Genomic DNA, 12,170 nt, shown 5'->3' with positions numbered 1-12,170 from the left:
GGAGAACATGATGCTGCAGGTTTCTCACTTATCGGCCCGATACGGCGGTAAAGCCGCGCTTGAAGATATCAACCTGACGGTGGACAGCGGCGAACTGCTGGTGGTGCTCGGGCCCTCGGGCTGCGGAAAAACCACGCTGCTGAATCTGATTGCGGGCTTTTTGCCCTACGACACCGGCAGCATCCAGCTTGACGGCAAAACTGTTAACGGACCCGGCGCCGAGCGCGGCGTGGTCTTCCAGAATGAAGGGCTGCTGCCGTGGCGCAACGTGCAGGATAACGTGGCGCTGGGGCTGCAACTGGCGGGTGTCGCGCAGGCGGAACGCCAGCAGACGGCGCGTCAGATGCTGAAAAGGGTCGGGCTGGAGGGCGCAGAAAAACGCTATATCTGGCAGCTTTCCGGTGGTCAGCGTCAGCGCGTCGGCATTGCCCGCGCGCTGGCGGCAAACCCGCAACTGCTGTTGCTGGATGAGCCCTTTGGCGCGCTCGATGCGTTCACCCGTGAGCAGATGCAAACCCTGCTGCTGCGCCTGTGGCATGAGACCGGCAAACAGGTTCTGCTGATTACGCATGATATCGAAGAGGCTATTTTTATGGCGACGGAACTGGTGCTGCTGTCGCCAGGGCCGGGGCGCGTGCTGGAGCGTTTGTCGCTGGATTTCGCCCGTCGTTTCGTCACCGGGGAGTCCTGCCGCAGCATCAAATCCGATCCTGATTTTATCGCCCGACGCGAATATGTATTGAGTCGTGTCTTCGACCAGCGGGAGGCTTTCTCATGAGCATTGTGATCAACGATAAACCACGCCGCCTGATTGTGGCGTGGCGCTGGCCGTTTTCCCGTCAGCTGACGCTGAGCGCGGCCACGCTGCTGGTATTGCTGGCGCTCTGGTGGGGCGTTGCGTCGCTGCAACTGATTAGTCCGCTGTTTCTGCCTCCGCCCGCGCAGGTCTTGCAGAAACTGCTGACCATTGCCGGGCCGCAGGGCTTCATGGACGCCACGCTGTGGCAGCATCTGGCCGCCAGCCTGACGCGCATTCTGGTAGCGCTGCTCGCCGCCGTGGTGCTGGGCATTCCTGTCGGCATTGCGATGGGACTCAGCCCGACGGTGCGCGGGATCCTCGATCCGCTGATCGAACTGTACCGCCCCGTGCCGCCGCTGGCTTATCTGCCGCTGATGGTGATCTGGTTCGGCATCGGCGAGACGTCAAAAATCCTGCTGATTTACCTGGCGATTTTCGCTCCGGTGGCAATGTCGGCGCTGGCTGGCGTGAAAAGTGCGCAGCAGGTACGGATCCGCGCGGCACAGGCGCTGGGTGCCAGCCGCTTTCAGGTGCTGTGGCTGGTGATTTTGCCCGGCGCGTTGCCTGAGATTTTAACCGGTTTACGCATCGGTCTTGGCGTCGGCTGGTCAACGCTGGTGGCCGCAGAGCTGATTGCCGCCACGCGCGGGCTTGGTTTTATGGTGCAGTCAGCCGGGGAATTTCTGGCAACCGACGTGGTGCTGGCCGGGATCGCGGTGATTGCGGTGATCGCATTTGCATTAGAATTGGGGCTGCGCGCGCTACAACGTCGCCTGACGCCCTGGCATGGAGAAATAGCATGAGTGAACGTCTGACGATTACCCCGCTGGGGCCGTACATTGGCGCGCAGGTGTCTGGCATTGATGTCAGCCGACCGCTGAGCGATAACCAGTTCGAGCAGTTGTATCACGCGCTGCTGCGCCATCAGGTGGTTTTCCTGCGTGAACAGGTGATTTCACCCGCACAACAGCGCGCGCTGGCGCTGCGCTTTGGCGATTTACATATTCACCCGGTCTATCCGCACGCCGAGGGCGTGGAAGAGATCATCGTGCTGGACACGCACAATGACAATCCGCCGGACAATGACAACTGGCACACGGACGTCACCTTTATCGACACGCCGCCCGCCGGAGCGATCCTGGCGGCCAAAGAACTGCCGTCAACGGGTGGCGATACGCTGTGGACCAGCGGCATTGCGGCGTTTGAAGCGCTCTCCGCGCCGCTTCAGCAGCTGTTAAGCGGGTTACAGGCCGAGCATGATTTCAGAAAGTCGTTCCCGGAATATAAGCATCGTAAGACGGAAGCGGAGCATCAGCGCTGGCTGGAGGCCGNNACACGCTGCTGAGCTTTCTGTTTGCCCATATCACGAAACCAGAGTTTCAGGTGCGCTGGCGCTGGCAGCCGAACGATCTCGCTATCTGGGATAACCGGGTGACGCAGCACTACGCCAACGCGGATTATCTGCCGCAGCGGCGGATCATGCACCGGGCGACCATTCTTGGCGATAAGCCGTACTACCGGGCGGGCTGACAATACGCTCCTCTCCCGCAGGAGAGGAGCAGCATTACAGGTGCGCGCCGATATAGCGCTGGTAGCGATTGGCTTTCAGTAAGGTCAGATCGACCAGCACTAAACCATCGATACAGTCGTTGAAATCCGGGTCGCTGCCGAAATCGATAAACTGGACGCCGCCGGGTTCACACACCTCGGAATACTGTTTATACAGCGGCGGAATGCCACAGCCGAGGTTGCCGAGCAGCGATTTCAGCCGCGTCAGATCCTCGGTGTAATCCTCACCGCTAAACTGCGCCAGCGCTTCAGGCAGACTGGCAGGATACGGACGGCGTGATTCGGCCAGCGGATGCATCGCCGGGAACCAGAGACGGTAGAAGGCGACCAGCAAATCACGTGCGGCAGGCGGCAGACCGCCAGAAATCGATACCGGGCCAAACAGGTAGCGATACTGCGGGTAACGCGCCAGATACGCGCCGATGCCAAACCAGAGATAGTCCAGCCCACGACGGCCCCAGTAACGTGGCTGAATGAAGCTGCGACCCAGTTCAATGCCTTCGCGCAGAATATCATTCATCCGTTCGTCGTAATGAAACAGGCTGTGGCTGTATAACCCTTCCACACCACGCTTTTCAAGCTGCATGGCACCGGGCATAAAGCGGTAGGCGCCGACGATTTCCAGATCGACCTCATCCCACAGGATCAGGTGCAGATAGTCGTCGTCATAGCTGTCAACATCGCGGCGTTTGCCGCTGCCTTCACCGACGGCGCGGAAAGCAATTTCGCGCAGGCGGCCCAGCTCTCTCAGTAGCGGGGCCTCTTCCTGACCGTTACGCTGCCACAGATAAATCGTTTTGCCATCGGCGGTGGTGCCGAGGCATTCCGCTTTGTTCAGTTCGCGACGAAGCAGAGCGCGCTCTTCCGGGCGCGCGATCGCGCTTTCGGTTCTGAATTTCCCCGGCAAGCCTTTCCCCAGCAGCCCGACATGCTGACGACATTTTTTCGCCAGCTCGCGGGCGGGCGTTTGCGCGCTATGCCAGCTTTCCCACGCGATGCGTTGGCCGATGGTGACCGGCAGGGTGGAGTTGCGGCGGCGAAACATCTGCTGCATTAACAGCAACAGCGCCAGCGTTGGCGAGATCAGCGTGCTGGCATAAAACAGCGGGCTATTTTTGCCATGAATAAATNACCACCACCCCGCCGTTCTGTAGCTGCTGTTCCATCAGCGAAAGCGAGGATTTGCGCGTACCGCCGTTGATGTTGTCGACCGGAATAAACAGATTGCTCAACGGCTCAAGGTGGCTGAGCATGCGGTTGGTGACGACTTTTACATCGCGACGCACGCGGGACACCGCATATAACAATGCCAGCCCGTCCAGCGTACCGGTAGGGTGATTGGAGACGATCACCAGAGGGCCAGTTTCGGGGATGTTTTCAAGTTCGCGGGGGGCAATATTGCAGCGGATTTGTAAGTGTTCAAGAACCTGTTCGACCATATCCAGTCCGCGTAAGTGCGGGTGGCGGGTGGCAAACGCCTGAAACTCTTCCTCGTGAAGCAGGCGCCTGAGCACACTTTTTTGCCACGGCGCGGGCCTCACCTGGGGCCAGAGGTCATCAAGTACATTATCGAGGCTAAACATGGTGGTTCCTCCTGCAGTCCTGAGGCAGACAGTAGAAGGTCAACGTGTCGTTTGTATTGCAGTTTAATGAAGCTTTATGCGAGGGGAAAAGGCCCGGTTGCGCGCGGCTTCCGGGCCGGATAATCAACGAAGCAGTTTGCGTTCAGCGAGGTCGAGAGCGAAGTAGCTGAAGATCAGATCCGCACCAGCGCGCTTNNTGGCGCCGAGGCTTTCCATTACCACTTTGTCTTCATCAATCGCACCCGCCATGGCGGCGAATTTGATCATCGCGTATTCACCGCTGACCTGATAGGCACCCAGCGGTAAGTCGGTACGCTCGCGGATATCACGCAGGATATCCAGATACGCGCCTGCCGGTTTCACCATCAGGCAGTCCGCGCCCTGCGCTTCGTCGAGCAGCGATTCACGGATCGCTTCGCGACGGTTCAGCGGATGCATCTGATACGTTTTGCGGTCGCCTTTCAGCGCCGTACCCGCCGCTTCACGGAACGGGCCATAGAAAGAAGAGGCGAATTTGGTGGAGTAAGACATGATCGCGGTATCGGTGAAACCGGCGGCATCCAGCGCTTCGCGGATGGCCTGCACCTGACCGTCCATCGCCGCTGACGGGGCGATGAAGTCAGCCCCTGCGGCAGCGGCAACCACCGCCTGTTTGCCGAGGTTGATGAGGGTCGCGTCGTTATCCACGCCGTGATCGCACAGCACGCCGCAGTGGCCGTGGGAGGTGTATTCGCAGAAGCAGGTGTCGGACATGACTACCATTTCCGGCACCGTCTGTTTGCTGATGCGCGACATCCGCGCCACCAGACCATCTTCTTTCCAGGCATCGCTGCCGGTGGCGTCGGTGTGGTGGGAGATACCAAAGGTCATGATGGAACGGATCCCGGCGTTGGCGATGCGTTCGATTTCGCGAGCCAGATGTTTCTCGGGAATACGCATCACGCCAGGCATGGCCTCGATAGGCTTGTAGTCGTCGATTTCTTCTTCAACAAAGATCGGCAACACCAGATCGTTTAAGGTCAGTGTTGTCTCTTCAAACATGGCGCGCAGCGCAGCGGTTTTGCGCAGGCGACGTGGGCGATTAAGTAGAGCTGTCATGGTATGCCTGATGTTTGTGGAACATTCCGGCTAGTTTACCCCATATGCGGCCTGATTGTTTATCAAAGTGGGGCGTATCACCCTTGTGAATTTGTTCGCACGATCACACTCCCGCAAAATATATTAAATTAAAGAATAACAATAAACCTTGAAATATAGTTAATGAATGCGTTGTTTTTATTTTAAATATCTATGGGATATATAATGTTAATTATATTTAACTGTAACTCATTGAAAATCGTAAATTAAAAATTCTGTTCCTTTAAATGTATGACGATATATTGCGTCCGGTTTCGAACTTCTACCAAAGATTAATTGAACTACCTTGTATCAGGAACGCATAATTCAACCGCAATTTAATCTTATTTGATGGACCAACATAATAAGTCCCTGAGGAGGGATAACAAATGCACTCGTGGAAAAAGAAAGTTGTGGTATCTCAATTAGCAATGGCCTGTGCGCTCGCAATCGCTTCTCAGGCCAATGCAACGACGGATATATCGAATACGGATTACACTACATTCATTCATTATAATGATGCATCTTATGCTGACGGCGTTTATTATCATGGTTATGTCGGCTGGAATAACTACGGCGTTGATAGTATTTATAATGGTGATATTTATCCGGTCATTAATAATGCAACAGTTAACGGCGTTATCTCTACTTATTACCTCGATGACGGCCTCTCTACTGACAGCAATCCCAACAGCCTCACCATCAGCAACAGCACCATTCATGGTATGATCACCTCCGCGTGTATGACCACTGAATGCGATAATCGTAGCGGTACAGATTATTATTATGACCGTCTGGCGTTAACGGTTGATCATTCAACCATTGATGACAATTATGAACATTACACCTATAACGGCACCTGGAATGACGCGCCGGATACGCATGTCGTCGATGTTTATAATCTCGGCACGGCCATTACCCTCGATCAGGAAGTTGATCTCTCCATTCAAAATAATTCCCATGTCGCCGGTATTACGCTGACGCAGGGTTATGAATGGGAAGATACCGACAACAATACCGTCAGCACCGGTGTTAACAGCAGCGAAGTGTTTAATAACACCATTAACGTGAAAGACTCCGTGGTGACCTCGGGTTCCTGGTCAGACGAAGGCACTGAAGGCTTCTTTGGTCGCTCCGGCAATGCCAGCGATTACGACGGTAAAGCCTGGACGGCAGACGACGTTGCGCTGGCGGTTGTCGCCAATTCTTATGCCGATAACGCCATGCAGACTACCGCTAACTTCAGCAATTCCACCTTAACCGGTGACGTGGTCTTCTCCAGCAATTTCGACGAAAACTTCTTCCCGAACGGCGCAGACAGCTATCGCGATACCGATGCTAATCCGGACACCAACGGCTGGGACGGCACTGACAAACTGGACCTGACGCTGGACAACGGCAGCAAATGGGTCGGCGCGGCGGTGTCCGTGCATGAAGTGGACAGCGATGGCGATGGTGTTTACGACAGCTTTGCCGCTGGCACCGAAGCAACCGCAACGCTGTATGACGTGACCGCCAACAGCCTGTGGCCAACCTCCACCTACGGCATTGACAACGACAAAACCGCTTTCAGCGAAGGCAACCACGTGACCGGCAACGAGGTGTACCAGAGCGGTCTGTTCAACGTCACACTGGATCACGCGTCTGAGTGGGATACCCGCAAAGAGTCTCTGATTGATACGTTAACCGTTAACAACGCTTCTCAGGTCAATGTTGAGGCCTCCGAACTGCTGTCTGATAACGTGACTCTGAACACCGCGTCTTCGCTGAATATTGGCGATTCCGGCTTTGTGGCAACCGACAGCGTAAACCTCAACAGCTACAGCACGGCGACGCTGACCGAAGAAACCGCGGAGCTGTACGCCAACACCATTACCGTTGACGGCGGTGCGCAGCTGAATCTGGGGCTGGGCCAGGTTGATACCGCAAAACTGGTACTGACCAACGGCGGGACGTTCAACGTTGCCAGCCGCGATTACGTACTGAATGGCGATATGCTTAACGGTCACAGCAACGATAAAGCGCAAACCAACTACGGTTACGGCGTGGTGGCGCTGAATTCAGACGGTCATCTGGCGGTAAATGGCGATGTGGCGGGCAACTACAAAGTCCGTATCGACAACGCTACCGGCGCAGGCTCCATCGCGGATTACAAAAATAACGAAGTGATTCGCGTGTATGACAATGATGCTGACACTGCAGCCACTTTCACTGCAGCGAACCGTGCTGACCTTGGTGCGTATACCTATGAAGCGCAGCAACAGGGCGACACCGTGATCCTGCATCAGGATCGTCTGACCGATTACGCCAACATGGCGCTGAGCATTCCGTCTGCGAATACCAACATCTGGAACCTGCAGCAGGATACGCTGACCAACCGTCTGACCAGCGCGCGTCACGGCTTTGAAGACAACGGTGGCGCCTGGGTGAGCTACTTTGGCGGCAGCTTCAACGGCGACAACGGCGTGATCAACTACGATCAGGACGTTAACGGCCTGATGGTCGGTCTGGATACCAAAGTGGATGGCAACAACGCGAAGTGGATTGTCGGTGCGGCGGCGGGCTTTGCCAAAGGCGACCTCAACGATCGTACCGGCCAGGTGGATCAGGACAGCCAGTCGGCTTACCTCTACTCGTCAGCACGCTTTGCGAACAACGTCTTCTTTGACAGCAACCTGAACTACACCCGCTTCAACAACGATCTGACAGCGACCATGAGCAACGGTGAATACGTTGATGGTAACACCACGTCAGACGCCTGGGGCTTCGGGCTGAAACTGGGTTATGACTGGCAGATTAACAACACCGGTTACGTCACGCCGTACGGCAGCATCTCCGGCCTGTTCCAGTCTGGCGACAGCTATCGTCTGAGCAATGATATGCGCGTCAATAGCCAGGATTACGACAGCCTGCGTTACGAGCTGGGCGTAGATGCCGGTTATACCTTCAACTTTGGCGATCAGGCAATGACACCGTACTTCAAGCTGGCATACGTCTATGACGATTCCAACAACGACGCTGACATCAACGGCGATACCATTGATAACGGCGTTGAAGGCTCTGCGGTACGTGTCGGTGTGGGTAGCCAGTTCAGCTTCACCAAAAACTTTAGCGCCTATACTGGTGTTAACTACCTCGGTGGCGGTGATGTTGATCAGGACTGGGCTGCTAACGCCGGGGTGAAATACACCTGGTAATACCGTCTGGCAGGAAGCGTTTCCTTCCTGATGGAGTTAACACGCGGATGCCCGTCATGCAAATGGCGGGCATTGTTGTAGGACTACCTGATATGCCGCAACTGAACAAACCACTCATTGAATTTGATACCCTGAATCAACATCTCCACGCGTACGGTACGCCGTTTGTCGTCGCGGAAGGCGAGAGCATTTTACCTGCTGATAAGCAGGCGAATCAGTACACCATTATCATTTTGCAGGGGTGCGCTTCCCTGACCCGTAAACACAACGACGTGCTGCTTGGCTTTGCTCAGGCACCCTGTGTGATTGGCCTCGCCGCAGGCGTGATGCCGAACCAGACCGACTACCAGATCGCCACCGAAATGCAGTGTAGTGGCTATTATCTTCCCGCCGCGCAGGCGCTGGAACTGCTGGAAAAACACCATCTCTGGCGCGAAGCCTTTCACTGGATGACCTGGCAGCACCGGGTGCTCGAAATGCGCGATAACCAACTGGTGGGCAGCAACAGCTACAACCAGATCCGCGCGTCGCTGCTCACCATGGCGAAATGGGATGAATCATTGCGCTTACGCGTCGGGGTGATGAATTACATCCAGCGCAGAACGCGGATCTCACGTTCGGTGATTGCCGAGGTGCTCGCGGCGCTGCGGCAAGGGGAATATATCAGAATGCATAAAGGCAAGCTGTTGAGTATCAACCGCTTGCCTTTAGATTATTAAACTCAGGAGGCGGGAACGATGGCGGGCTTGTTGTTGCTCAGCTCTGTCACCAGGTCGTTAATGCCATCGCTCATGTTGGCAAAGCGCGTCAGCGGCGAACGGGTCACCACCACGAACGCGCCGATATTATGCTGAGGGATCATCGCCATATAGGTAATGAAACCGCCGCCGCCGCCGGTTTTCTGAATGATCCCCGGATGTCCATTTTTAGGTGCCATATAGACCCACCCCAGACCCAGCGCATCGGCTTTGCCTGGCACATCCATACCGATGACGCGCGTGAGCTGGCTGCGCTGGTAAATCAGCGTCTGCATCCGATCCGCTTGTGAAGTTCGGGCGTAGAAATCGGAAGAAAGGAACTGCTGCATCCAGCGCACCCCCCCCCCTGCCGATGGCCGCCAGCGTGTTATTACACGGGCTGGCCCCTTTCTCTGCCACCATCAGACGCTGGCACTGGTCCGGCGAGGGGGTAAACGTGGTGTCTTTCATCCCCAGCGGGCGGGTGATGCGCTCTTCGAAAAGCTGCGGGTAGGGTTTCCCGGCAGCGTTGGAAAGCGCATCCGCCAGCAGATCAAACGCCAGGTTCGAGTAAGCGGCCTGCGAGCCAGGAGTGGTTTTGAGGGTGGCGGTTGAAAGCCAGTTCCAGCGCTGCTCGCGGGTCGGCCAGACGAAGACCGGGCGATGCGCCGCGCCGCCAGGCTGCTCGCGTGGCAACGCGCTGCTGGGTACGCGCGCGCCCGGAGGCGCATATTTACTTAACGGATCGTTAAGTTTCACGATGCCCTGATCGAGCAGTTTCACCAGCATTTCGCTGGTCATCAGCTTGGTCAGGGAAGCAATACGGATCACTGAGTCCAGTTGTGGACGTACGTTATTTCCCGGGCGAGTCTCACCAAAGCTGCGGAACACCCGCTGGTTACCATCAATCACAACGAGAGCCATGCCCGTTGCACCGCTGCCATAGAAGATGTGATTGGCATAACGGTCAACAATATCAGAGGCAAAAACAGGATCGGGGGAAGTCTGAGCGGCATGTGCCACAGACAGGGTTGACGCAAACAGCGCAATACTCAACAACAGACTACGTTTCAACGGGTGTGTCCATGAATTGAAAGAGAAAGATAATGCGTATTTATACTACTTACCGGCGCGATGCAAAGCCCCTTTCACAGCAATCATTCTGATAAAAACGTAACGACGCGTAAATTTAACGGTTTTTACCGCGACGGGGCATCCACTTTTGTGATCTGGCGCTTATCATAGTCGTCGTGCTGATACTTTTACGGAGAAGAAAATGGTCGGAAAACGAGCAGTCATGGTCGTGGATATGCAAAATGGGGTATTCGCCACACCGCGTCTCCAGCCGGAACGATGCGTCGCGCAAATCAATCGCCTGACACGCGTGGCGGATGTCGTCATTTTCATCCAGCATGCGGAAGCGGGCGGCCTGGAAGAAGGGAGTGAAGGGTTCGCGCTGTTGCCCGATCTGTGGCAGCCGGACAATTCACTGTATGTCACAAAAACCGCGTGTGATGCCTTCTGGCGCACGACGCTCGCCGACGTGCTTGCTGAACACGACATTCGCGCTTTCGTCATTTGCGGATGCGCCAGCGACTATTGTGTTGACACCACCATCAGGGTCGGCGCCAGCCGCGGCTATGCCATCACCGTGGCGGAAGATGCGCACACCACTGCCAATCGTCCCGCAGCACCCGCCGAAACGCTGATTGCCCATCATAATGATGTCTGGCGAGATCTCATCGTGCCCGACAATCCCGTTCGCGTGAAACCCGTCGAAACAATTCTACAGGAATGGTTGACGAACTAAGCCGCTCATTTTCGGTCTGATTGAGCGGTCTGACCGTTTGGTTCCCCCTGATTTTCCGCAGCATGGCTGCGGTTGGCGATGCATTGACACAGCAACAGCCAGAACAATAAGAAGTGAGCAGGAGAGTAATATGTTTAAGTCTTTTTTCCCAAAGCCGGGGCCGTTTTTCCTTTCGGCATTTATTTGGGCACTCATTGCCGTGGTGTTCTGGCAAGCGGGCGGTAGCGCCTTTTTTGAGCGACTCGCCCACGTCAGCAATAACGTTCCCATCAGCGCCGCGCGCTTCTGGTCCGGCAGCTATCTGTTGTTTTACGGTTATTACGCGTTTTGTGTGGCAGCGTTTGCCCTGTTCTGGTTCACCTATAGCCCGCATCGCTGGCAATACTGGTCGATTCTTGGGTCATCGCTCATCATCTTTGTCACCTGGTTTCTGGTCGAAGTGGGCGTCGCCGTCAACGCGTGGTACGCGCCGTTTTTCGATCTGATTCAAACCGCGCTCAGCTCGCCGCATAAGATCCCCATCGGACGCTTTTACAGTGAAGTCGGTGTGTTTCTGGGGATCGCGTTGATCGCGGTAGTGGTGGGCGTGTTGAATAACTTTTTCATCAGCCATTACGTGTTTCGCTGGCGTACGGCGATGAACGAATATTACATGACGCACTGGCAGCGTTTGCGCCACATCGAAGGGGCGGCGCAGCGTGTGCAGGAAGACACCATGCGTTTTGCCTCCACACTGGAAGATATGGGCGTGAGCTTTATCCAGGCGGTGATGACGCTGATCGCGTTTCTGCCAGTGCTGGTGGCGCTGTCGCCGCACGTTGAGGAACTGCCGGTTGTCGGGCACATTCCTTACGCGCTGGTGGTCGCGGCTATTGTCTGGTCACTCATGGGCACCGGCCTGCTGGCCGTTGTCGGGATCAAGCTGCCCGGTCTGGCCTTCAAAAACCAGCGAGTGGAAGCCGCGTATCGTAAGGAACTGGTGTACGGTGAAGACGATCCGGAACGTGCCACGCCGCCCACCGTGCGCGAGCTGTTCGACGCCGTGCGCCGCAACTATTTCCGCCTCTATTTCCACTACATGTATTTCAACATCGCCCGCATTCTCTACCTGCAGGTGGATAACGTTTTCGGCGTGTTCCTGCTTTTCCCGTCGATTGTCGCGGGTACAATCACGCTGGGGTTGATGCAGCAGATCACCAATGCCTTTGGGCAAGTCAGGGGATCGTTCCAGTATCTCATCAGTTCGTGGACCACGCTGGTGGAGCTGATGTCCATCTACAAACGTCTGCGGAGCTTTGAGCGCGAACTGGATAACCCGGATAATCAGCCCGCGACGCCATCTTTTAGCTAAACAGGGAA

Annotated in this window: 7 protein-coding genes and 3 pseudogenes; 7 read left to right on the top strand and 3 right to left on the bottom strand. The window is 55.8% G+C overall.

Features of this window, described 5'->3' with window-relative positions:
* Positions 1-10: 10 nt before the first annotated feature.
* The 3 genes and pseudogenes from tauB to GM30_RS04735 all read left to right on the top strand — a co-directional run bounded on the left by tauB (position 11) and on the right by GM30_RS04735 (position 2,329).
* The gene (gene tauB, locus GM30_RS04745; RefSeq protein ID WP_049847698.1) at positions 11-778 is read left to right on the top strand and encodes a taurine ABC transporter ATP-binding subunit; all 768 of its coding nucleotides are present in this window, start codon (positions 11-13) and stop codon (positions 776-778) included.
* On the top strand, positions 775-1,602 hold the full coding sequence (gene tauC / locus GM30_RS04740; protein WP_049847697.1) for a taurine ABC transporter permease TauC: 828 nt from the start codon (positions 775-777) through the stop codon (positions 1,600-1,602). Before tauB ends, tauC begins: the two co-directional genes overlap by 4 nt.
* A pseudogene (locus GM30_RS04735) lies at positions 1,599-2,329 on the top strand (TauD/TfdA family dioxygenase). Before tauC ends, GM30_RS04735 begins: the two are co-directional and overlap by 4 nt.
* A 34-nt stretch (positions 2,330-2,363) precedes the next feature.
* Here GM30_RS04735 and GM30_RS04730 read toward each other — a convergent pair.
* Positions 2,364-3,951: pseudogene (locus GM30_RS04730) on the bottom strand (lysophospholipid acyltransferase family protein).
* 123 nt (positions 3,952-4,074) lie between these two features.
* Complete coding sequence (gene hemB / locus GM30_RS04725) at positions 4,075-5,049, bottom strand: porphobilinogen synthase (protein WP_049847696.1); 975 nt, start codon at positions 5,047-5,049, stop codon at positions 4,075-4,077.
* A gap of 407 nt (positions 5,050-5,456) precedes the next feature.
* Here hemB and GM30_RS04720 point away from each other — a divergent pair, with 407 nt between their 5' ends.
* Positions 5,457-8,264: an autotransporter outer membrane beta-barrel domain-containing protein gene (locus GM30_RS04720; protein WP_049847695.1), complete on the top strand. Its 2,808-nt coding sequence runs from the start codon at positions 5,457-5,459 to the stop codon at positions 8,262-8,264.
* 92 nt (positions 8,265-8,356) lie between these two features.
* On the top strand, positions 8,357-8,983 hold the full coding sequence (locus GM30_RS04715) for a helix-turn-helix domain-containing protein (protein ID WP_049847730.1): 627 nt from the start codon (positions 8,357-8,359) through the stop codon (positions 8,981-8,983).
* Positions 8,984-8,985: 2 nt separating this feature from the next.
* Here the strand turns inward: GM30_RS04715 and ampH are convergent.
* A pseudogene (gene ampH, locus GM30_RS04710) lies at positions 8,986-10,075 on the bottom strand (D-alanyl-D-alanine-carboxypeptidase/endopeptidase AmpH).
* A gap of 202 nt (positions 10,076-10,277) precedes the next feature.
* On the opposite strand from ampH, the gene GM30_RS04705 reads away from it, so the two are divergent.
* Both GM30_RS04705 and sbmA read left to right on the top strand, forming a co-directional pair.
* The gene (locus GM30_RS04705; protein ID WP_049847694.1) at positions 10,278-10,811 is read left to right on the top strand and encodes an isochorismatase family protein; all 534 of its coding nucleotides are present in this window, start codon (positions 10,278-10,280) and stop codon (positions 10,809-10,811) included.
* A 130-nt stretch (positions 10,812-10,941) separates the two neighbouring features.
* A complete protein-coding gene (sbmA, locus tag GM30_RS04700; protein ID WP_049847693.1) occupies positions 10,942-12,162 on the top strand; it encodes a peptide antibiotic transporter SbmA in 1,221 nt (406 codons plus the stop codon).
* Positions 12,163-12,170: the final 8 nt, after the last annotated feature.

The sequence above is a fragment of the Trabulsiella odontotermitis genome (assembly GCF_001188485.1).
GTDB lineage: Bacteria > Pseudomonadota > Gammaproteobacteria > Enterobacterales > Enterobacteriaceae > Trabulsiella > Trabulsiella odontotermitis_A.
Note: the sequence above shows the minus strand (reverse complement) of the source record. Positions and strands in the feature narration are given on the sequence as shown.

Coding starts and splice junctions, on each gene's coding strand:
- tauB (WP_049847698.1), top strand. CDS start 11: ATGCTGCAGGTTTCTCACTTATCGGCCCGATACGGCGGTAAAGCCGCG.
- tauC (WP_049847697.1), top strand. CDS start 775: ATGAGCATTGTGATCAACGATAAACCACGCCGCCTGATTGTGGCGTGG.
- GM30_RS04720 (WP_049847695.1), top strand. CDS start 5,457: ATGCACTCGTGGAAAAAGAAAGTTGTGGTATCTCAATTAGCAATGGCC.
- GM30_RS04715 (WP_049847730.1), top strand. CDS start 8,357: ATGCCGCAACTGAACAAACCACTCATTGAATTTGATACCCTGAATCAA.
- GM30_RS04705 (WP_049847694.1), top strand. CDS start 10,278: ATGGTCGGAAAACGAGCAGTCATGGTCGTGGATATGCAAAATGGGGTA.
- sbmA (WP_049847693.1), top strand. CDS start 10,942: ATGTTTAAGTCTTTTTTCCCAAAGCCGGGGCCGTTTTTCCTTTCGGCA.